The 21,291-nt window shown below is 72.7% G+C and carries 19 protein-coding genes and 1 pseudogene; 7 read left to right on the top strand and 13 right to left on the bottom strand.

The genetic code is table 11. From position 1 onward, the window contains the following. Positions 1 to 7: 7 nt before the first annotated feature. Positions 8 to 892, bottom strand: coding sequence for a universal stress protein (locus tag Q392_RS16110; protein ID WP_038209899.1), 885 nt, complete (start codon positions 890 to 892; stop codon positions 8 to 10). Continuing rightward, positions 889 to 3,693, bottom strand: a complete 2,805-nt coding sequence (locus tag Q392_RS16105) for an HAD-IC family P-type ATPase (protein WP_051953577.1) — start codon at positions 3,691 to 3,693, stop codon at positions 889 to 891. The genes Q392_RS16110 and Q392_RS16105 overlap by 4 nt, the downstream gene beginning before the upstream one ends. Before the next feature lie 243 nt (positions 3,694 to 3,936). Between Q392_RS16105 and Q392_RS16100 the strand changes: the two genes are divergently transcribed. From Q392_RS16100 to Q392_RS16085, 4 genes are all read left to right on the top strand, one after another. Beyond that, complete coding sequence (locus tag Q392_RS16100) at positions 3,937 to 5,652, top strand: PHA/PHB synthase family protein (protein WP_038209897.1); 1,716 nt, start codon at positions 3,937 to 3,939, stop codon at positions 5,650 to 5,652. After that, entirely contained in the window at positions 5,653 to 6,423 is a 771-nt protein-coding gene (gene fabI, locus Q392_RS16095; RefSeq protein WP_038209895.1) for an enoyl-ACP reductase FabI, read from the top strand. It begins immediately after the preceding gene. A gap of 1 nt (position 6,424) precedes the next feature. Next, a complete protein-coding gene (locus Q392_RS16090; RefSeq protein ID WP_038209892.1) occupies positions 6,425 to 7,840 on the top strand; it encodes a bifunctional enoyl-CoA hydratase/phosphate acetyltransferase in 1,416 nt (471 codons plus the stop codon). A gap of 126 nt (positions 7,841 to 7,966) precedes the next feature. Then, on the top strand, positions 7,967 to 9,184 hold the full coding sequence (locus tag Q392_RS16085; RefSeq protein WP_038209890.1) for an acetate/propionate family kinase: 1,218 nt from the start codon (positions 7,967 to 7,969) through the stop codon (positions 9,182 to 9,184). Positions 9,185 to 9,192: 8 nt separating this feature from the next. Here the strand turns inward: Q392_RS16085 and Q392_RS32855 are convergent, their stop codons facing one another. From Q392_RS32855 to Q392_RS16045, 9 genes are all read right to left on the bottom strand, one after another. Beyond that, positions 9,193 to 9,537, bottom strand: a complete 345-nt coding sequence (locus Q392_RS32855) for a hypothetical protein (protein WP_169748311.1) — start codon at positions 9,535 to 9,537, stop codon at positions 9,193 to 9,195. A 220-nt stretch (positions 9,538 to 9,757) separates the two neighbouring features. Further along, the gene (gene gltS / locus Q392_RS16080; protein ID WP_038209888.1) at positions 9,758 to 10,975 is read right to left on the bottom strand and encodes a sodium/glutamate symporter; all 1,218 of its coding nucleotides are present in this window, start codon (positions 10,973 to 10,975) and stop codon (positions 9,758 to 9,760) included. A gap of 20 nt (positions 10,976 to 10,995) precedes the next feature. After that, positions 10,996 to 11,388, bottom strand: coding sequence for a hypothetical protein (locus Q392_RS16075; protein WP_038209886.1), 393 nt, complete (start codon positions 11,386 to 11,388; stop codon positions 10,996 to 10,998). 37 nt (positions 11,389 to 11,425) lie between these two features. Next, complete coding sequence (locus Q392_RS16070; RefSeq protein ID WP_038209883.1) at positions 11,426 to 11,722, bottom strand: copper-binding protein; 297 nt, start codon at positions 11,720 to 11,722, stop codon at positions 11,426 to 11,428. A gap of 178 nt (positions 11,723 to 11,900) precedes the next feature. Then, positions 11,901 to 12,350 carry a DUF411 domain-containing protein gene (locus tag Q392_RS16065; RefSeq protein WP_038209881.1) on the bottom strand — a complete coding sequence of 150 codons (450 nt, stop codon included), beginning with the start codon at positions 12,348 to 12,350 and terminating at the stop codon, positions 11,901 to 11,903. Between the two features lie 23 nt (positions 12,351 to 12,373). Further along, positions 12,374 to 13,762, bottom strand: coding sequence for a multicopper oxidase family protein (locus Q392_RS16060; protein WP_038209879.1), 1,389 nt, complete (start codon positions 13,760 to 13,762; stop codon positions 12,374 to 12,376). After that, complete coding sequence (locus tag Q392_RS16055; protein WP_038209877.1) at positions 13,762 to 15,222, bottom strand: TolC family protein; 1,461 nt, start codon at positions 15,220 to 15,222, stop codon at positions 13,762 to 13,764. Before Q392_RS16055 ends, Q392_RS16060 begins: the two co-directional genes overlap by 1 nt. A 78-nt stretch (positions 15,223 to 15,300) precedes the next feature. Next, a complete protein-coding gene (locus Q392_RS16050; RefSeq protein WP_038209875.1) occupies positions 15,301 to 15,669 on the bottom strand; it encodes a DUF2946 family protein in 369 nt (122 codons plus the stop codon). A gap of 9 nt (positions 15,670 to 15,678) precedes the next feature. Beyond that, positions 15,679 to 16,479 (bottom strand): DUF2189 domain-containing protein, encoded by an 801-nt coding sequence (locus tag Q392_RS16045; protein WP_038209873.1) that lies wholly within the window; start codon positions 16,477 to 16,479, stop codon positions 15,679 to 15,681. A 125-nt stretch (positions 16,480 to 16,604) separates the two neighbouring features. On the opposite strand from Q392_RS16045, the gene Q392_RS16040 reads away from it, so the two are divergent. Together Q392_RS16040 and Q392_RS16035 are read left to right on the top strand one after the other, a co-directional pair. Next, a complete protein-coding gene (locus Q392_RS16040) occupies positions 16,605 to 17,357 on the top strand; it encodes a class II aldolase/adducin family protein (protein ID WP_038209871.1) in 753 nt (250 codons plus the stop codon). 39 nt (positions 17,358 to 17,396) lie between these two features. Next, a pseudogene (locus tag Q392_RS16035) lies at positions 17,397 to 17,627 on the top strand (4-oxalocrotonate tautomerase); the annotation flags it as partial. Between the two features lie 6 nt (positions 17,628 to 17,633). On the opposite strand, the gene Q392_RS16030 reads toward Q392_RS16035, so the two are convergent. Then, positions 17,634 to 19,697 carry a heavy metal translocating P-type ATPase gene (locus Q392_RS16030; protein ID WP_157008025.1) on the bottom strand — a complete coding sequence of 688 codons (2,064 nt, stop codon included), beginning with the start codon at positions 19,695 to 19,697 and terminating at the stop codon, positions 17,634 to 17,636. Positions 19,698 to 19,764: 67 nt separating this feature from the next. Here Q392_RS16030 and Q392_RS16025 point away from each other — a divergent pair, with 67 nt between their 5' ends. Next, positions 19,765 to 20,238 carry a MerR family transcriptional regulator gene (locus tag Q392_RS16025; RefSeq protein ID WP_038209869.1) on the top strand — a complete coding sequence of 158 codons (474 nt, stop codon included), beginning with the start codon at positions 19,765 to 19,767 and terminating at the stop codon, positions 20,236 to 20,238. A gap of 6 nt (positions 20,239 to 20,244) precedes the next feature. Here Q392_RS16025 and Q392_RS16020 read toward each other — a convergent pair whose 3' ends face one another. Beyond that, on the bottom strand, positions 20,245 to 21,156 hold the full coding sequence (locus Q392_RS16020) for a LysR family transcriptional regulator (RefSeq protein ID WP_038209867.1): 912 nt from the start codon (positions 21,154 to 21,156) through the stop codon (positions 20,245 to 20,247). Between the last annotated feature and the right edge of the window lie 135 nt (positions 21,157 to 21,291).

Here is a 21,291-nt window from a genome sequence, read left to right as displayed (position 1 = left end):
ACCCGCCTCACGCGTCTCGAGCAGGCGGGATGACCAGCATGTCCCCCTCGGCCATCTCCAGCGCGCGCTGCGCGGTGCTGCCCAAGAGCAGCGTGGCCAGGGCGCCGCGGCCGCGGGTGCCCATCACGATCAGCTCCTCCGGGCAGCGCTCGCCGTGCTGCGACAGCAGGTGCGCGGCGTCGCCGTACGCCAGCGCCAGTTCGATGCGCTCGCGCGTGTCCTGCGGCAGGTCGGCCTCGGCCAGCCAGGCCAGCATCTCGCGCTGGGCGGCGTCGTGGCCGGCGCGCCGGGCCTCGCCGGCGTCCATGCCGGCCAGCACCGGGTAGGGGTTGCCGAAGGCGTGGAAGACGGTGAAGCGCGCCTGCGGGAACAGGCGCGCCGCCTGCTCCAGCGCATGTCGCGCGGCGTCGGAGAAGTCGGTCGCCACGCGCACCTGCAGGTAGGGGCCGCGCACGCGGCAGCGCACCACCAGCAGCGGCACCGGCAGGCGGCGCGCCAGCGCGTCCACGGTGGAACCCAGCACGATGCGGCTGAGCGCCTCGTGCCGCGCCACGCCGGTGACCACGAGGCCGCTGCCCTCGGCCTGCGCGGCGGCGATCACCTTGTCCGCCACGTCGCCCTGCTCGACGCGCACGCGCATCGCCACCGGCGAGCCGGCCAGGTCGCAGCGCAGCCGCCGCTCGGCCACCGACAGCGGCGAGGGCTGCGGCTGGCGGTCGAAGGGGCGCAGCGGCGGCTGCTGCGACGGGTCCACCACGGTCAGCGCGACGGCCGGCGCGTTCCACTGCCGCGCGAGCTGCACGCAGCGGTCGAGCGCGCGGTCGCAGCGCGGGCCGAGGTCGGTGGCCAGCAGCAGGGCCGGCGGCGGGGAGGAGGAGGCTGATGCGTTCATGTGAAGGACTCCCGGGTGGACGACGAGGACGAAGGGCGGGGCGCGGCCAGTTCCTCGAACACGCCCCAGCGGCGCAGCAGCGCCTTCTCGATCTCCAGCAGCACCATGCAGGCCAGGCCGATGGCGAGGATCGCCGCGCCGTCCACCAGCGGCACGGCGCGCGAGTCGAACAGGCGCTGCATCCATGGCGCGTAGGTGAAGGCGAGCTGCGCCGCCACCACCAGCGCCACCGCCGCCAGCACCGCCGGCGTGCCCCTGGCGCCGCGCCAGGTGAAGGAGCGCATGTGCAGGTAGCGTACGTTGAAGAGGTAGAAGATCTCCAGCACGCACAGCGTGTTGACGACCATGGTGCGCGCCAGCTCCACCGAGTGGCCGCGGTGCATGGCCCAGAAGAAGATGCCGAAGCTGCCGGCCATGAACAGCAGCGACACCACCGCCACCCGCCACAGCATGAAGGGCGAGAGCAGCGGCGCCTCGGGCCGGCGCGGCGGGCGCTGCATCACGCCCGGCTCGGGCGGCTCGAAGGCCAGCACCAGGCCCAGCGAGATGGTCAGGATCATGTTGATCCACAGGATCTGCGGCGTGGTCATGGGCAGCGTCAGGCCCAGCAGCATGGCGGCGACGATGGCCAGCACCTCGCCGCCGTTGCTCGGCAGCGTCCAGGCGATCACCTTGCGGATGTTGTCGTAGACGGTGCGGCCCTCGCTCACGGCGGCGACGATGCTGGCGAAGTTGTCGTCGGCCAGCACGATCTGCGCCGCCTCCTTGGCGGCGTCGGTGCCCTTGTGGCCCATCGCCACGCCCACGTCGGCCTGCTTGAGCGAGGGCGCGTCGTTCACGCCGTCGCCCGTCATCGCCACCACCTGGCCCTCGGCCTGCAGGGCGCGCACCACGCGCAGCTTGTGCTCGGGGTTGGTGCGGGCGAAGACGCTGGCGCGTCGCGCCAGGCCGCGCAGTTCCTCGTCGCTGGCGGCGTCCACGTCGGCGCCGGTGGCGACCACCGGCCGCTCGGCCAGGCCGAGCTGCGCGGCGATGGCGGCGGCGGTGGCGGCATGGTCGCCGGTGATCATCTTCACGGCGATGCCGGCGCTGCGGCAGTCGGCCACGGCGGCGGTGGCCTCGGCGCGCGGCGGGTCGATGAAGCCGATGACGCCGAGGAACACCAGTTCGCGCACGTCGCCGAAGTCCAGCGCGTCGGCGCCGTCGGGCAGGGCAGGCAGCCGGCGGGCGGCGAAGCCGAGCACGCGCTCGCCGGCGGCGGCGGCCTCGGCGATGGCGGCCTCCCACTGCGCGGGCTGCAGCGGCCGGACCTGGCCGTGCGCGTCGAGCTGGCCGGTGCTCATCGCCAGCACGCGTTCGGGCGCGCCCTTGACCAGCAGCTCGGCGCTGCCATCGGCGCGCGCATGCAGCGTGGCCATGAAGCGGTGCTGCGCGTCGAAGGGGATCTCGTCGCTGCGCGGGTGGCCGGCGCGCAGCGCGGCGGCGTCCAGGCCGGCCTTCACCGCCAGCGCCACCAGGGCGCCTTCCATCGGGTCGCCGTCGACCTTCCATTCGCCGCCCTGCTGCGCGAGCTGCGCGTCGTTGCACAGCAGGCCGCATTCGATCAGCCGGCGCGCGTGGGCGGGCAGGGCGCCGCAGCCGGGCGGCAGTTCGAGCGCGCCCACCGGCGCGTAGCCCGAGCCGCTGACGGCGATCGTCACGCCGTCGGCCACCACGCGGCTGGCCGTCATCTCGTTGCGCGTGAGCGTGCCCGTCTTGTCGGAGCAGATGACGGTGGTGGCGCCCAGCGTCTCCACCGCCGGCAGCCGGCGCACGATGGCGCGCCGCGCCGCCATGCGCCGCACGCCGATGGCCAGCGTGATGGTGATGACGGCCGGCAGGCCCTCGGGCACCAGGCTCACCGCGATGGCGACCACCACCATCAGCGCGTCGAGCCACGCCGCGCCCTGCACGCCGACCGCGAAGGCGAACAGCAGCGCCGCGCCCGCGATGCAGAACAGCGTGAAGCGCCGGCCGAAGGCATCGATCTGCCGCAGCAGCGGCGTGACCAGCGACTGCACCGAGCCCAGCAGGCTGCTGATGTGGCCGATCTCGGTGTGGCGGCCGGTGGCCACCACCACGCCCTGCGCCTGCCCGGCCGCCACCAGCGTGCCGGAATAGGCCATCGATGCGCGGTCGCCCAGCGCCGCGTCGGCGGCGACGGGGCCCTCGTGCTTCACGCTGGCGACGGACTCGCCGGTGAGCACCGCCTCGTCCACCAGCAGACCGCGGGCGCGCAGCAGGCGCAGGTCGGCCGGCACGCGGTCGCCGGCCTCCAGCAGCACCACGTCGCCCGGCACCAGCTCGGCCACCGGCACCTGGGCGCGGTGGCCGTCGCGCAGCACGCGGGCATGCGGGGCCAGCATGGCGCGCAGCGCGTCCATCGCCTCCTCGGCCTTGCCTTCCTGCACGAAGCCGACGACGGCGTTGACCAGCACGACGCCGACGATCACCGCCGCGTCCACCAGGTGGCCGAGCGCGCCCGCCAGCACCGCGGCGGCCAGCAGGAACAGGATCAGCGCGTTCTGGAACTGCGACAGGAAGCGGCGCAGCGGCGAGACGCGCGCCGCGGTGGGCAGTTCGTTGGGGCCGTGGTGCGCCAGGCGCCGGCGCGCCTCGTCGGCGTGCAGCCCGTCGCCCGAGGCGCCCAGGCGCTGGAGCGCGGCGTCGGCCGCCAGCGCATGCCAGGCGTGCGCGGCGGCGGGAGTGTCGGAAGAGGGGGCGGTGTCTGCGGATCCGGCGGCAAGAGAAGCGGCGGGCATCGTCATGCGCCGATGGAACCACAGCCGGCGCCGCGATGGGGGCAATACGGCAGTGCCGCGTGCGGGCAATGGGCGGGATTCGCGGCTCTGATTGACATGGATCAATCGAAGCCCAATACCCGGCGTCCGACGCAGGCGAAGGGTAGCGGCGGCCGGCCGGTTGCCGCTACCCTGCGGTCGACCGCGCCGCGCGGCCGCTCCCGCTCCGCACTGCACGCCCGCCGACCTCCGCCTTCCTGCCGCATGCACCGCACCACGTCCTCCAACGCCTCTCCCGCTTCGGACCTCGACACCCTGGCCCGCGCCGCGCTGGCCCGCGCGACCGGCGCGCTCTCGCCGGCGGCCGGCATGCTGGCCGCGCTGGACTGGAGCACCCACCTCATGTCGGCGCCCGGCAAGCGCGCCCTGCTGGCGCAGCAGGGCCTGCAGCAGATGCAGGACCTGGCGGCCTTCGCGCGCCGCAGCCTGTTCGATGCCGAGCCCGCCGACGTTGCCTCCGACCGCCGCTTCGCCGCGCCCGAATGGCAGCAGTGGCCGTTCAGCCTGTGGCGCGAATCCTTCCTGGCCGCGCAGCGCTGGTGGGAGGCCGCCACCCGCGGCGTGCCCGGCGTGGAGCGCCACCACGAGGACCTGGTGGCCTTCGGCGCGCGGCAGTGGCTGGACATGCTCTCGCCCGGCAACCTGCCCTGGGCCAACCCGGTGGTGATCGAGCGCACGCTGCGCGAGGGCGGCGCCAACCTGATGCGCGGCTTCGGCCACTGGGCGGAAGACCTGCAGCGCCAGGCCGACGGCGCGCCGCCGGCCGGCACCGAGCGCTTCCGCGTCGGGCACGAGGTGGCCGTCACGCCGGGCAGGGTCGTGCTGCGCAACCGGCTGATCGAGCTGATCCAGTACGCGCCGGCCACGCCCACCGTGCACGCCGAGCCGGTGCTGATCGTGCCGGCCTGGATCATGAAGTACTACATCCTCGACCTCTCGCCGCACAACTCGCTGGTGAAGTACCTGGTCGAGCAGGGCCACACGGTGTTCTGCATCTCGTGGAAGAACCCGCACGAGGCCGAGCGCGACCTGGGGATGCAGGACTACCTCGACCTCGGCCTGCGCGCCGCGCTCGACGCGGTCAACGCCATCTGCCCGAAGCGCAAGGTGCATGCCACGGGCTACTGCCTGGGCGGCACGCTGCTGGCCATCGGCGCCGCGGCGATGGCACGCGACGGCGACGAGCGGCTGGCGACCACCACCTACTTCGCCGCGCAGACCGACTTCTCCGAGCCCGGCGAGCTGGGCCTGTTCATCGACGAGAGCCAGCTCAGCCTGCTGGAAGCGCAGATGCAGCAGACCGGCTACCTCACTGCGCAGCAGATGGCCGGGGCCTTCAGCATGCTGCGCAGCTACGACCTGCTGTGGTCGCGCATGGTCAACGAATACCTGCTGGGCGTGCGCGCGCCGATGAACGACCTGATGGCCTGGAACGCCGACGCCACCCGCATGCCGGCGCGCATGCATTCCGAATACCTGCGCCGCCTGTTCCTCGACGACGACCTGAGCGAGGGCCGCTTCCCGGTCGACGGCCGGCCCGTCTCGCTGGGCAGCCTGCGCCTGCCGACCTTCATGGTGGGCACGCTCACCGACCACGTGGCGCCCTGGCGCTCGGTGCACAAGCTGCACTTCCTCAGCCCGGCCGAGATCACCTTCGCCCTGACCACCGGCGGGCACAACGCCGGCATCGTCAACCCGCCCGTGCCCGACTCGCGGCGCAGCCATCGCCTGCTGACGCGCCCGGCCGGCGAACACGGCCTCGCGCCCGACGAGTGGCTGGCGCAGGCGCCGGAGCATGCCGGCTCGTGGTGGCCGGCGTGGCAGCAGTGGCTGGCCGCGCATTCCGGCGCGCGGGTGAAGCCGCCGCGCATGGGCGAGGCGCTGGCCGATGCGCCGGGCCAGTACGTGAAGGAACGCTAGGTGGGCCGCCTTTCGCTGCAGGGCCGCAGGGGACTGGTGGTCGGCATCGCCAACGAGCACAGCATCGCCTGGGGCTGCGCCAGGGCCTTCCACGATGCCGGCGCCGAACTGGCCGTGACCTGGTTCAACGACAAGGCGCGCCCCTACGTGGAACCCTTGGCGCAGCAGGTGCGGGCCGCCGTCGCGCTGCCGCTGGACGTGGAGCAGCCGGCGCAGATGGAAGCGCTGTTCGACGCGATCGCGCAGCAATGGGGAAAGCTCGACTTCGTGCTGCACTCCATCGCCTTCGCGCCGAAGGGCGACCTGCACGGCCGCGTGGTCGACACCTCGCGCGAGGGCTTCGCGCGGGCGATGGACATCTCGTGCCACTCCTTCGCGCGCATGGCGCGCCTGGCCGAGCCGCTGATGAAGGACGGCGGCAGCCTGATGACCATGAGCTACGTCGGCGCCGAGGAAGTCATCCCCGACTACGGCGTGATGGGCCCGGTGAAGGCCGCGCTGGAAGCCGGCACGCGCTATCTGGCGGCCGAGCTGGGGCCCAAAGGCATCCGCGTCAATGCCGTCTCGCCCGGCCCGTTGGCGACGCGCGCCGCCTCGGGCATCCCCAACTTCGATGCGCTGCTGGACGACGCGCGCCGCCGCGCGCCGCTGCGGCGGCTGGTGGACATCGACGACGTCGGCGCGCTCGCCGCCTTCCTGGCCAGCGACGCGGCGCGCAACATCACCGGCAGCACGCTGTACGTGGATGCGGGCTATCACATCCTGGGTTGACATGAACGACACCACCGCCGGCCTCGGCCTGATCCGCAACCGCACCTTCGACGAGATCGCCGTCGGCGACAGCGCGAGCCTCCAGCGCACGCTCACCGCGCAGGACATCCAGCTCTTCGCCGTGCTCTCGGGCGACGTGAACCCGCAGCACCTCGACGCGGAGTTCGCCGCCTCCACCCGCTTCCATGGCGTGATCGCGCACGGCATGTGGGGCGGGGCGCTGATCTCCGCCGTGCTGGGCACGCGGCTGCCCGGGCCGGGCACCGTGTACCTGGGGCAGACGCTGAAGTTCCTGCGCCCGGTGCGCGTGGGCGACACGCTCACCATCACCGTCACCGTGGCCGCGCGCGACGAGGCGAAGAAGCGCCTGACCCTGGCCTGCGCCTGCACCAACCAGGCCGGCGAGGCGGTGATCGAGGGCGAGGCCAGCGTGCTCGCGCCTACCGAGAAGATCGAGCGCGCCGCCGCCACGCTGCCCGAGGTGCGCATCAACGCCGCCGGCGACGGCCTGCCGCGCCTGCTGGCGCACGTGAAGCCGCTGGGCGCCATCCGCGTCGCGGTGGTGCATCCCTGCGATGCGCTGAGCCTGGGCGGCGCCATGGACGCGCGCGCCGCCGGCCTGATCGAGCCGGTGCTGGTCGGCCCGCGCGCCAAGGTGGAGGCCGCCGCGCTCGCCGCCGGCGTCGACCTGGCGGGCATCGCCATCGAGGACGTGCCCCACAGCCACGCCGCCGCCGCCCGCGCCGCCGAACTGGCCGGCCAGGGCGCGGTCGAGGCGCTGATGAAGGGCAGCCTGCACACCGACGAACTGATGAGCGCCGTGCTCGACGCCCGCGCCGGCCTGCGCACCAAGCGGCGCCTGTCGCACTGCTTCCTGATGCAGACGCCGGCCTATCCGCGTCCCTTCATCCTCACCGACGCCGCGATCAACATCGCGCCGACGCTGGACGAGAAGGCCGACATCATCCGCAACGCCATCGACCTGGCGCACGCCATCGGCGTGGCCGAGCCGCGCGTCGCCATCCTGGCGGCGGTGGAGACGGTCAACCCGCGCATGGCCGCCACGCTCGACGCCGCGGCGCTGTGCAAGATGGCCGACCGCGGCCAGATCGCCGGCGGCGTGCTCGACGGCCCGCTGGCCTTCGACAACGCCGTCTCGGCCGCCGCCGCGCGCGTCAAGGGCATCGCCTCGCCGGTGGCGGGGCAGGCCGACGTGCTGGTCGTGCCCGACCTGGAAAGCGGCAACATGCTCGCCAAGCAGCTCGAGTACATGGGCGACGCCGCCACCGCCGGCATCGTGCTCGGTGCGAAGGTGCCCATCGTGCTGACCAGCCGCGCCGACGCGCGCGACACGCGCATGGCATCCTGCGCCATCGCCGTGCTGCTGGCGCACCGCTGGCGCACGACGCCGCCGTGAAGGTATGGCAACAGCACTCAACACCCGTTCACGCTGAGCCTGTCGAAGCGCCGCACAGGGCTTCGATCCTTCGACAGGCTCGGGACAGGCCGAACTCAGCCCGAACGGTTCTTGTGGATCAGCCTCATGGCAACCAACGACCCTCCCTTCATCCTCGTCCTCAACTGCGGCTCGTCCAGCATCAAGTTCGCGCTCTTCGAGGCCGGCGCCGGCGAGCCCGCGCGCCGTCCGGCGTGGAACGGCAAGGTGCAGGGCATCGGCGGCCCGGACCCCGACTTCGGCGCACGCGACGTGCCGGTGGTGCCCGTGCCGCTGGACCCGGCGCATCCCTACCGCGCCGCGCTGCAACTGATACGCGAACACACGCTGCGCTGGCTGGCCGGCCGCCCGCTGGCCGCCGTGGCGCACCGCGTGGTGCATGGCGGCAGCAAGTACTTCGCGCCGGTGCGCGTCGATGCGCAGGTGCTGGCCGACCTGCGAAGCTACGTCCCGCTCGCGCCGCTGCACCAGCCCTTCGCGCTGGAGGCCATCGAGATCCTGCTGGCCGAGCGGCCCGATCTGCCGCAGGTCGCCTGCTTCGACACCGGCTTCCATCACACGCTGCCGCGGGTGGAGCAGATGCTGCCCCTGTCATGGGACGCGTGGCAGCGCGGCCTGCGGCGCTACGGCTTCCACGGCCTGTCCTACGAGTACATCGCCGCCGCGCTGGCCGAGCGCCACGGCCGCGAGGAGGCCGGGCGCGCCCGCACCGTCGTCGCCCACCTGGGCAGCGGCGCCAGCCTGTGCGCGATGCAGGGCCTGGAGAGCGTGGCAACGACGATGGGCTTCTCGGCCCTGGACGGCCTGATGATGGGCACCCGCACCGGCGCGCTGGACCCCGGCGCCGTGCTGTACCTGATGGAGATCGAGAAGCTGAGCCTGGCGCAGGTGGGCCGAGCGCTGTACCACGAGTCCGGCCTGCTGGGCATCTCGGGGCTGTCGAGCGACGTGCGCGTGCTGCTGGCGCGGGAAGACGAGGACAGCGAGGCGGGCGAGCGCTGCCGCGCGGCGCTGGAACTCTACGTGCGCCGCATCGTGCGCGAGATCGGCGCGCTGGCTGCGGTGCTGGGCGGGCTGGACCGGTTGGTGTTCACGGCCGGCGTCGGCGAGCACCAGCCGGCCATCCGGGCGCGCGTGTGCACGGCGCTGGCGTGGCTGGGCGTGGAGGTGGACGAGGCGGCCAACCGGGCCCATGCGGCGCGCATCGGCACGTCGGAAAGCCGGGTCGACGTGGCGGTGGAGCCGACGAACGAGGAGTGGGTGGCGGCGAGGGATGCGGCGGGGCTGGTGTGGTCAAGCCCCTAGGACATTGTTCATCGAGGTGCCGACATCAGGCTGGGAGGTTGCATGATGTCGAGCACCTGACGCCGTGGCTCGCTGTCCGTACTATTCAGCCATTGCTTCAGGTTGCGGCACATCGACACGTCTTTGGCTGCCATAGCGAGCGCGGTGGCTTGGAGACTATCGAGTTCAACCTCCAGTTCGCCAATACTCGTATTTGGCATCTCTCTGTGCATCCTCTCTAAGTTGAATACTCGCAGGGCAGAAGCTTGTCCCTCGTTGAGAATCTTCCACTTTCTGAATGCCGAGAGCAGTTCGCCCGCTTCACTGGGAAGGGCTTCGTTGCATTGAAGCACCAGGGCCTCAGTGAACGACACCGATCGCATCGAATGAAGAACGGGCCATTCGATCTGAGCGCTCGCCAGCCCGCACGTTGTGAACAAGCAGACCCACAGCACTTTCCGCAAAGCACGCATCAAACACACCTCCCAGCATCTCGGCTGATGTCCACTTCTGGCCGATTGCAGAAGTTTAGGCCGAGTAGGCGCCGCGCGTGTCGTTGCACATTCCGCCTTTCGAGAATCTTTCCACGCCTACTCACCGCCCCATCACCCCGATCACCACCGCATTCACCAGATCGATGAAGAACCCGCACACCAGCGGCACGACGATGAAGGCGCGCGGCGCCGCGCCGTGCTCGCGGGTGACGGCGCTCATGTTGGCGATGGCGGTGGCGGTGGAGCCGAGGGCGATGCCGCCGAAACCGGCGCACATGACGGCCGACTCGTAGTTGCGGCCCATGCAGGGGTAGACCACCCACAGCGTGAAGGCGATGGCCAGCGCGATCTGCAGGGCCAGGGTGGTGCCGACGAAGGCGGCGGCCTGCGCCAGGGTCCACGGCTGCAGGCCCATCAGCGCCATGGTGAGGAAGACGCCCAGGCACACGTCGGAGATCAGCGCCACGCCGGGCTGCATGCTGGACCAGTTCCACAAACGGCCGTCCTTCTGCGGCAGCAGGCTGCACACGTTGCGCAGCACGATGCCGGCGAGGAGGCAGCCGACGAAGTCCGGCAGGCGCAGGCCGGTCAGTTCGATCAGCGTGCCGATGCCGCGCCCGAGCAGCAGCGCCACGTTGAGCCACAGCACCGCCAGCAGCACGCCGTGGTAGTCGATGCGCACGTGGGTCTGCCGGTCGTAGGGCTGGCCGATCTCCAGTTCCGACGTGGCGGCGGCGGGCACCAGGTGGTGGCGGCGCATCAGCCAGGCGGCGATGGGGCCGCCGATGCAGCAGGCGGCGATCAGGCCGATCATGTTGCTCGCCAGGCCGAGCGTCTCGGCCTCGGCGATGCCCAGGTCGCGCACGAAGTGCGGCGCCCAGGCCAGCGTGGTGCCCACGCCGCCGGTCAGCGAGATGGAGCCGGTCATCAGGCCGGCGCGCCGGTCCAGCCCGAACAGGCCCGCCATGCCCATGCCCAGCAGGTTCTGCAGCACGATGAAGCCCACGGCCAGCGCCAGCAGCATGGCCAGCGCCGGCCCGCCGCGCGCCAGGGTGCGCACGTCGGAGCCCAGGCCGATGGCGGCGAAGAAATACAGCAGCAGCATGTCGCGCGCGCCCAGCTCGAAGTGCGTGCGCAGCCCGGTGGCGGCGTACAGCGCCGCCACCACCGCGACGCACACCAGCCCGCCGGCCACCGCCTCGGGGATGCTGTAGCGGCGTAGTGCCTCGATGCGCTGCGTCAGCTCCTTGCCGACGAAGAGCAGCAGGATCGCGAGCGTGAAGCTGTTGAAGGCGTTGACGTGGAGTTCGGCGGGCATGGATGCGCGGCTTCGCTGGCTCAGCCGTGGGATTTCGCGTCCGTGACCAGCGCGGCATCCACCTCGCGGATGCGGCGCTCCTCGTAGTAGCCGCCGTACTCGGTGTAGCGCAGGAAGGGCCGGCCGCACTGCGCGCAGACCCACACGTCGCAGCGGTTGTACGGATGGAAGGCCGGCGCGATGGGTGCGCGCGGCGACCAGTAGCCGGTGCCCTCGGGGTGGTATTCCTCCAGCGTCGGCTCCTCCCAGGCCGCCTCGCCCTCGGCGCGCAGGCTGCCGACGCGGCGCAGGCCGGATTCGGGGAAGCTGCCGGGGAAGGCCTCCCAGCCGGGGCAGGCGAGCACGGCGCACGCCTCGCATGCGCCCGCGCTGCCGTGCCGCCGGGCCAGGGCGATCAGTTCTTCGGTGGTCATGCGCGCATTGTCCCGTCGGCGGCGCGCGGCCGCCGCGTCACTTCGCGGGTTCCAGCGACAGCAGGGTCAGGGCGCCGTCCACGTTGTCGGCGGTGATGCGCACCTTGTCGCCGGCCTTCACGTCCTTGAGCAGGGCCGGGTCCTTGACGCGGAAGACCATGGTCATCGCGCCCATGTCGATGTTGGGGATGTCGCCGTGGCGCAGGGTGATGCGGTTCTGCGCGGCATCGACCTTGCGGACCTCGGCATCGACCTTGGGCAGGCCGGCGCCCTGCTGCGCGAAGGCCGATGCGGAAAGCAGCGAGAGGGCGAGAGTGGCAAGGGTTTTCTTCATCGTTCGGTTCTCCTGGAAGAGAGGTTGGAAAGTTTCATGTCGGACCGCGCGCCGTCAACAAGGACCGTTCAGGCTGAGCTTGTCGAAGCCCGTGACGGCACTTCGACCCTTCGACAAGCTCAGCACAGGCCAAGCTCGGTGCGAACGGATTCCGTGCTTTCTTGAAAGCAGATCCGTCTCAGCGATAGCTCTGGAACACACGTGTCTGGCCGCCGGCCAGCACCAGCAGCACGTCGTAGGGGTCGCGGCGCTCGCCGTAGACGGCGCCGTCCATGCCGGGCGAGCCGACGGGCATGCCGGGCACGGCCAGGCCGATGGCGCCCTTGGGGCGCTCGGCCAGCAGGCGCTTGATCTCGCGGGCAGGCACGTGGCCTTCGATGGCGAAGCCTTCGACGAAGGCGGTATGGCACGAGCCGAGTTTCTGCGGGATGCCGGCGCGGGCGCGCGCGGCGTTGTTGCCTTCGTCGCGCACGCGGGTGGCAAAGCCGTTGGCGTCGAGGTGCTTCACCCAGTCGTGGCAGCAGCCGCAGTTGGGGTCTTTCCAGACCTCGACCATCGGCGCGGCGGCGAAGGCGCCGGGGGCCAGCAGGCCGAGCGGGGCGGCGAGGAGAAGAGTGCGTCGTTTCATCGGTGGCTCCTTGAACAGGCTGATCAGTGATGTTGATGGGGTGAGTGGCCGCCGGGCTTGCGCACGCTGGCGGCGGGTGCGGCCTGATTGCCGGCCGCATCGGGTGCGCGCTGCGCCGGCGGCGGCGCGCCGGCCGCCTCGCGCGCGACGGTGCCGCCCGGGTGCCGGAACCAGCCCGGGTCTCGGTAGTCGTTCGGCCCCTGGCCGCGGCGCACCTTCAGCAAGGTGAACATGCCGCCCATCTCGGCCGGGCCGAAGGGGCCCTGGCCGGTCATCATGGGCAGGGTGTTGTCGGGCAGGGGCATCTCCATGCTGCCCATCTCGGCCATGCCGCGCTCGCCCATCACCATGTAGTCGGGCACCAGCTTGCGGATCTTCTCGCCGATGCCCGCGTGGTCCACGCCGATCATGGTCGGCACGTCGTGGCCCATCGGGCCCATGGTGTGGTGGCTCTTGTGGCAGTGCAGCGCCCAGTCGCCTTCCTCGTCGGCGACGAACTCGATCTGCCGCATCTGGCCCACGGCGACGTCGGTCGTCACCTCGGGCCAGCGCGCGCCCGGCGGCACGGGGCCGCCGTCGGTGCCCGTCACCTCGAACTCGTGGCCGTGCAGGTGGATGGGGTGGTTGGTCATCGTGAGGTTGCCCACGCGGATGCGCACCCTGTCGCCCTGGCGCACGCACAGGTTGTCGATGGCCGGGAACACGCGGCTGTTGAAGGCCCAGGTGTTGAAGTCCGTCATCGTGTTGACCTTGGGCGTGGCGCTGCCGGGCTCCACGTCGAAGCTGCCGAGCAGGAAGCAGAAGTCGCGTTGCACGCGGGCGATGCGCGGGTCGGCGCGGTCCTTCGGGTGCGTGACCCAGAAGCCCATCATGCCCATCGCCATCTGCACCATCTCGTCTGCATGCGGGTGGTACATGAAGGTGCCGGGCCGGCGCGCGGTGAACTCGTAGACGAAAGTCTTGCCCGGCGGGATGTGCGGCTGCGTGATGCCGCCGACGCCGTCCATGCCGTTGGGCAGGCGCTGGCCGTGCCAGTGCACGGTCGTGTGCTCGGGCAGGCGGTTGGTCACGAAGAGGCGCACGCGGTCGCCCTCGACCACCTCGATGGTGGGGCCGGGCGATTGGCCGTTGTAGCCCCACATGTTGACCTTGAAGCCCGGCGCCATCTCGCGCACCACCGGTTCGGCGACGAGATGGAATTCCTTGACGCCGCCCTTCATGCGCCAGGGCAGCGTCCAGCCGTTGAGGGTGACGACCGGGTCGTAGGGCCGGCCGTTGGGCGGAGTGAGCGGCGCGGCGGTGGCCGCGGAAGACTGCGAGGCCGCCTCGGGCACGGCGGCCAGCGCGACGCGGCTGACGGCGGTGGCGGCAGCGCCCGCGAGCGCGCCGGAGAAGAAGTGGCGGCGGTCCATCAGTGGCCTCCCTCGCTCGCGGCGGCCACGGCCGGCCCCGCATCGCCCTGCAGCGCCGACACGCCGGCGGGCGAGCTGCCTGTCAGTGCCATCTGCAGATCGACGTCGGCCAGCCAGAAGTCGCGCTGCGCCTGCATGGCGGCGTTGACGGCCAGCATGCTGGCGCGCGTCTCGGCCAGCAGCTCCCACACGCTGGAGACCATCGCGTTGTAGCGCAGCACCATCTCGTCGTTGACCTTCCGGCGCAGCGGCAGCACCTCGCTCTGGTAGCGGTGCGCCACCTGCCAGGCGTGGCGGCGGGCGGCCTCGGCCTCGCGCGCCTCGCTGGCGGCGGCCAGGGCCACGGCGCGCACGCGGGCCGCGGATTGCAGGTACAGCGCCTCGGCCCGGGCGTTGCGCGACTGGCCCCAGTCGAAGAGGGGGATGGGCACGTCCAGTTCCCAGCCGCGCTGCGTGCTGCGGCTGCGGTCGGCGTCGTTGGCGAAGGTGGTGTTGCGCGCGATGCCCAGCTCCAGGCCATTGACGGTGCGCGTCGCGCGGGTCAGCCCCAGCGCGTCGGCAGTGGCGGCGCTGCCGGCGCGGGCGGCGCGCAGGTCGAGCCGGTCGCGCAGCGCCTGGGACTGCAGGTCGCCGGCCTCGGGCAGCGCGGCGGGCAGGGCGGGCAGGCGGTCGGGCAGGTGCAGCTTCGCGGCCTGCGAGGCGTCCAGGCCCAGCAGGCGGACGAGCTGCTCGCGCGACGACGCGGCCGCCTGTTCGGCCCGCGCGAGCTGCGCGGCGGCATCCGCGTGCAGCAGTTGCTCGCGGGCGGCCTGCAGCGTGCTCCAGTTGCCCACGCGCTGCATGCGCCCGGCCAGCTCGGCGCCGGCCTCGGCGGCGTCGCGCGCGTCGCGCAGGTAGGCGGCGCCCTGCTGCGCGGCCACGGCGCGCACCCAGGCGCGGCGCGCATCGGCCGCCAGCTGCAGCACCTGCTGCGCGGCGTCGAGCTTGGCCGTCTCGTGCCGCTGGCCGGCCCAGCGCGCCTGCCAGGGCAGGGCGATCAGGCCGACGACATTGAAGCTGACGAGGCGCTCCAGTTCCAGTTCGCGCCCTTCGCGCAGGCGGCTGAAGGAGAGCACCGGGTTGGGCAGGCTGGCCGCCTGCACGCGCTCGGCGTCGGAGAGCTGCAGCGTGGCGAAGGCGGCCTGCATGCGCGGGCTGTGGGCGAGTGCGATCCGCACGGCGGCCTCGGCGTCCAGCGGCCGGGCGAGCAGCGCCTCCACCTGGGCGGCGGAGGCTTCATCGGGTGCGCGGTGGACCGGCGCATCGGCCAGCAGCGGGTGGCCGGCCAGCAGTTGCTGCACGTCCTGCTCGCCGCCGTCGGGCGAGAGGCTGGCGCAGCCGGCGAGCAGCAGCGCCGCGGCGAGGAGGGCAGGAAGAGCAAGAAAAGGACGCGGCCCGGGCCGGTCGGGGAAGGGGTTCAAGGTGACGCTCCTGGAGGCAACACATCGGCGCCGCGGCCTCGCGTGGAGGCTGCAGCGGACGGACTACGGGCAGGAAGGTCAGGAAATGGGCGGCTTGTCGGCCTGCTGCGGCAGCGCGCTGGCGAAGCGCTGCGCCGGTGCCTGCGGCTGCGCCAGGGTTGGCGCGGCGGCCGGGGCCGCCGGGGCGTCGCCGGTCATCGCGGCCGAGTGGCAGAGCTGGCACAGCGAGCACTGCGCGTGGTGCGAGGCGTCGCCCGGCGCGTCGTGGCCGGCGGTGTGCGCGGCGGATGCCGCATCGGCCGCCTCGTGGCAGGGCGGCATCGCATCGGCACCGGCGACGGCAGCCTGCGAAACGGCCGCCGGCGCCGTTTCCATCGCCATCGCGCCGCCCATCCAGCCGCGCAGGGGCAGCAGGACGATGGCCAGGACGAGGACGAGGATGCGCACCCGCCGATTCTAGGCGGCCGTGGGTTCCGAAGGCCCCACGGCGCCCCGGTAGGCATGCCAGGTGGCGTGGCCGAGCCAGGGCGCGACCACCAGCAGGCCCAGCGCCCACGGCAGCAGCAGCGCGCCCAGCGTGAGCGCGACGATGAGCGCGCCCCACAGCAGCATCACGCCCGGCTGGCCCAGCACGAGCTGGAAGCTGCGCAGCCCGGCGGTGATGGCGTCGGTGTCGCGGTCCAGGATCATGGGGATGGAGATCACGCAGGTGGAGAACACGATGGCCGCGAACACGCCGCCCACCATCGCGTAGGCGGCCACGAATTCCAGGTTCTCGGGGTTGAAGACCGCCTGCACCACGCCCGTGGTGCTGGGCATGCCGGTGTTGAAGAACACCGCGAACACCACCAGCGAGGCGCGTCCCCACAGCAGCTCCAGCACCAGCAGCACCAGCACCAGCATGGCCATGGAGCCGATGCGCCGGTCCCAGCAGGTGAGCGAGGCCGCGAAGTCCGGCGGCAGGCCGGCTTCGCGCCGGCGGCTGGCCTCGTACAGGCCCATCGCCAGGAAGGGGCCGACCAGGAAGCAGCCGGAGACGATGGTCATCGTGTACTCGGGCCGGCCGCGGAACACCAGGCCGATGGCGGCCGCCATGCACCAGAAGGCCAGCCCGAAGAACAGCGAGAGCGGCCAGGCCGCGGCGAGGTCGCGCGCGCCCGCGGCCAGCCAGTGCAGCGGGGCGCTCCAGCCCAGCGGACGCAGGGGCGGGGCGGCGGGCGCGGTCTCGTCCGGGGTGGAAGCGGGGGCATCGGTCATGGCTGCGGTGGAAGAAGATGGCGATGCCCCGATCTTGCGGACGGCGGGCGCGCCGTCAATCCGGCTTTGCCGAGGGCGCGCAGGCGGCGGCGGGCCGGCTGCATGCGTTCTAATTCCCGCTGACCATGGCCAGCCCCACGCGCCCGACCCGCACCGAACGCGACGTCCGCATCGACCTCGCGGCCGCCTACCGCATGGCCGCCATCAACGGCTGGGACGACACCGTCTACACCCACCTCTCGGCCAGCGTGCCGGGCGAGCCGGGCCACTACCTCATCAACCCCTTCGGCGCCACCTTCGACGAGATCACCGCCTCCAGCCTGGTGAAGGTGAACGTGCAGGGCCGCGTGGCCGACGGCTCCGGCGCGCGGGTCAACCCGAGCGGCTTCGCCATCCACGGCGCGGTGCACGCGGCGCGGCCGGAGGTGGAGTGCGTCATCCACCTGCACACGCCCTGGGGCGTGGCGCTGTCGATGCTGCCGGGTGGGCTGCAGCCGACTTCGCAATGGGCGATGCGGCTGCACGGCCGCCTCGGCCGCCATGCCTACGAAGGGCTGGCGCTCGGGCCCGAGGAGCAGCAGCGCCTGGTGGCCGAGCTGGGCCCGCTCGACGGCCTGCTGCTGGAGAACCACGGCCCGCTGGTCGTGGGCCGCAGCGTGGCCGAGGCCTGGATGCTGATGCACATGCTGGAGCGGGCCGCCCGGGCGCAGTTGCGCGCGATGGCCGCCACCGGCGGGCAGGTGCTCGTCGCCTCGCCCGAGCTCGCGTCGCTCACCTACCGGCAGTGGGTGGGCGACGGCAGCGAATGGGACGGCGACCTGGAGTGGCCGGCCCTGCTGCGGCGGCTGGACCGCAGCGCGCCCGGCTACCGCGACTGACGCCGCCCTTCCTTTTCATTCCCATCTCATCGGAGAGACCCCATGCCCACCATCCGCGTCGAAATGTTCGAAGGCCGCACCGTGGAACAGAAGCGCGCCCTGGCCGGCGCCATCACCGAGGCCGTCGTGCGCACCCTCGGCGGCTCGGCCGACGGCGTCGACGTCGTGTTCTTCGACATCCCGCGCCACGACTGGGCCACCGGCGGCCAGTTGTGGAGCGACAAGGGGCAGCCGCAGGCCCCGGCGGCCCCCGGCGGCAGCGGCGCCTGAGCGCCTTCAGTTGCCGCCGCGCGCCGGCCGCAGCAGCCGCAGCCCGTTGAACACCACCAGCAGGCTGGCCCCCATGTCGGCGAACACCGCCATCCACATGGTGGCGCTGCCCATCAGCGCGAGCGCGAAGAACACCGCCTTGATGCCCAGCGCCAGCGCGATGTTCTGCCACAGCACGGCGTGCGTGCGGCGCGAAAGCCGCACCGTCTCGGCGATGCGGCCGGGGTCGTCGTTCATGATCACCACGTCGGCCGCCTCCATCGCAATGTCGGTGCCGGCGCCGCCCATGGCGAAGCCGATGTCGGCCTGCGCCAGCGCGGGCGCGTCGTTGATGCCGTCGCCCAGCATCGCGGTCGGGCCGTAGCGCACGCGCATCTCCTTCACCGCGGCGAGCTTGTCCTCGGGCAGCAGGCCGCCGCGCGCGTCGTCGATGCCGGCCTGCACGGCGATCGCCTTCGCGGTCGTCGGGTTGTCGCCGGTCAGCATCACCGGCGCGACGCCCAGGCGCTTGAGCGCCTCCACCGCCGCGCGAGAGGCGGGGCGCAGCGTGTCGGCCACCGCGAACACGGCCCGCACGCCGCCCTCGTCGGCCAGCAGGGTGAGGGTGCGGCCCTGCGCCTCGTGTTCGGCCAGCAGCGATTCGAGCTCGGCGCTGCACTGCCCGCGCTCCTCGATCAGGCGGTGGTTGCCGAGCACGTAGCCGGTGCCGTCGATGCGTCCGCGCACGCCGCGGCCGACCAGCGCCTCGAAGACGTCCACCGCGGCGTGGTCACCGTCCAGCCCCTGCGCGATGGCGTGCGACACGGGGTGGTCCGAGCGGCCCGCCAGGCTGGCCGCGATGCGCTGCGCCGCGGCGGCGTCCGCGCCGCTCCAGGCCTGCCAGTGCACGAGTTCGGGCTTGCCGGCGGTGAGCGTGCCGGTCTTGTCCAGCGCCACCGCCTTGAGCCGGCGCGCGCCTTCCAGGTGCGTGCCGCCCTTGATGAGGATGCCGCGCCGCGCCGCCGCCGTGAGGCCGCTGACCACGGTGACGGGCGTGGAGATCACCAGCGCGCAGGGGCAGGCGATGACCAGCAGCACCAGCGCCTTGTAGATCGCGTCGAGCCAGGCCCAGCCCAGCAGCAGCGGCGGGAGCACCGCCACCGCGAGGGCGATGGCGAACACGGCCGGCGTGTAGACGGCGGCGAAGCGCTCGACGAAGCGCTGCGTGGGTGCGCGCGAGGCCTGTGCCTGCTCCACCGCCTCGATGATGCGGTCCAGCGTGGTCTGGCCGGCGGCGGCCGTCACCTGCAGCTGCAGCTCGCCGCCCTGGTTGACGGTGGCGGCGAAGACCGCGTCGCCGGGCGCCTTGTCCACCGGGATGCTCTCGCCGGTGACGCTGGCCTGGTCGACCGTGCTGCGGCCGGTGCTCACCGTGCCGTCCAGCGGGATGCGTTCGCCGGGGCGCACGCGCACCGTGTCGCCGACCGCGACCTCGCGCGCCGCGATGCGCTGCCAGGTACCGTCGGCCCGGCGCACCTCGGCCTCGTCCGGCGCCAGCGCCATCAGCCCGGCGATGGCGTTGCGCGCGCGGTCGGCGGCCTTGTGCTCGATCAGCTCGGCCAGCGCGTACAGCGCCATCACCATCGCCGCCTCGGGCCACTGGCCGATGAGGAAGGCGCCGGTCACCGCCACCGCCATCAGCGCGTCGATGCCCAGGCGCCCGCGCAGCAGCGAGCGCAGGCCGCTTCGGTAGATGCCGGTGCCGGCCAGCGCGATGGCCACGGCCGCCAGCGCCATGCCGAAGGCGCGCCACGCGCCGGTCTCGGGCAGCAGCAGGTGGCTCAGCTCGGCGCCCAGCGCCACGGCGAGCGCGGCGGCGATGCGCTGCCAGCCCGGCAGCGGGCCATGGTCGTGGCCGTCGCCCGCGTCGGCGTGCTGGTGGTCGTGCGGGCCGCCGTGGTCGTGTTCGTGGTCGTGGCGCCCGGCCTCGGCGGGCCGGGTCCGCAGCGTCATCGGAGCGCCGCAGCAGCCGTCGCCGCAGGCGGTGTCGGAGGGGGCGGAGGTGACGGTCGGGCGAGGGGTGGCAGACATGGGAAAGCAACGGGCCTTTCGTGTTGTGACAGCATTGGAAAGGTTGAAGTCACTTCAAGGTCAAGCCATGGTCCAGGCAAACCCGCCCTCCACGCAGGGCTACCGCATCGGCGAGGCGGCGGCCGCCAGCGGCGTGAGCGCCGCCAACATCCGCTGGTACGAGAAGCAGGGCCTGGTCGCGCCGCAGGGCCGCAGCGACAACAGCTACCGCCTCTACAGCGCCGCCGACGTGCACACGCTGCGCTTCATCCGCCTGTGCCGGGCGATGGACATGTCGCTCGACGAGGTGCGCACGCTGCTGGCGCTGGACCTGCGCAGCAAGGCCGACTGCGACGCCGCCTGCGTCGCGCTCGACGCGCACCTGGGCCACGTGCGCGAGCGCCTGCGCGAGCTGCGCGCGCTGGAGAAGGACCTGCTGGCCCTGCGCGATTGCTGCGACGGCAGCGGCCCGCAGTGCCGCATCATCGAGACGCTGCATGCGCGGGCCGACGCGCCGCTGCCCGGGGGCGAGCGCGGCACGCCGGCGACGCGGCACGTGTAGGCCGCGTCAGGCCCCGCCGTCCGCGAAGCACTCCGCCACCAGCCCCCGCAGCCACTGGTTGGCCGGGTCGCGGTGCACGCGCGCGTGCCAGAGCATGTGGATCGCGATCTCGGGCAGGTTGGCCGGATGCGGCAGGGCGACCAGGCCGAAGGGTTCGGTCACGCGCTGCGCCAGGCGGTGCGGCACGGTGGCGACGAGGTCGGTGCCGTGCAGGATGTGGCCCACGGCGACGAAGTGCGGCACCGTCAGCCGCACCTGCCGCTCGATGCCGCTGCGCGCCAGCACCTCCTCCACGATGCCGTGGCCGGTGCCGGGCGAGACCACGGCCAGGTGCTGCGCGGCGCGGAACTCGCGCAGCCCGAAGCGCCCGCGCGCCAGCGGATGGCCCTGGCGCATCAGGCACACGTAGCGCTGCGTGAACAGGCGCCGCTGGAAGAAGCCCGCCTGCAGCTGCGGCAGCAGGCCCAGGGCCAGGTTGACCGCGCCGGCCTCCATCTCGGCCTTCAGCGGCTGCGCGGCGCCGCGGGCGGTGGTCAGCGTCACGCCGGGCGCGCGTCGGGCCAGGGCGCCCATCAGCGCGGGCAGGAAGTAGATCTCGCCGATGTCGCTCATGCCCAGCGAGAAGGCGCGCGTGCTGCGCGCCGGGTCGAACTCGGTGCGCTGCGTCACCGCGCCCTGCAGCAGCGCCAGCGCGGCGGCCACCGGCTCGGCGAGCTGCTCGGCCAGCGGCGTGGGCTCCATGCCGCGCGGCGTGCGCAGGAACAGCTCGTCGCCGAAGCTGCGGCGCAGGCGGGCCAGCGCGTTGCTCACCGCCGGCTGGCTCAGGCCCAGCGTGTCGGCCACGGCCGAGACGCGCCGCTCCACCATGAGCTGGTGGAAGACCACCAGCAGGTTGAGGTCCATGTCCTGCAGATCCATATTCATGATGGTGATGGCGCGTATTCACGGGATTCTATTGGTGGATAGCGCAGCAGCGCCGATCATCGGCAGCACTCAGGAAAACGCCGGGCCGCCCCAAGTTTTCTTGTCCCCCTCGGGGGCGGGCTGGGCGCA

This window comes from Xenophilus azovorans DSM 13620, from assembly GCF_000745855.1.
GTDB lineage: Bacteria > Pseudomonadota > Gammaproteobacteria > Burkholderiales > Burkholderiaceae_C > Xenophilus > Xenophilus azovorans.
Note: the sequence above shows the minus strand (reverse complement) of the source record. Positions and strands in the feature narration are given on the sequence as shown.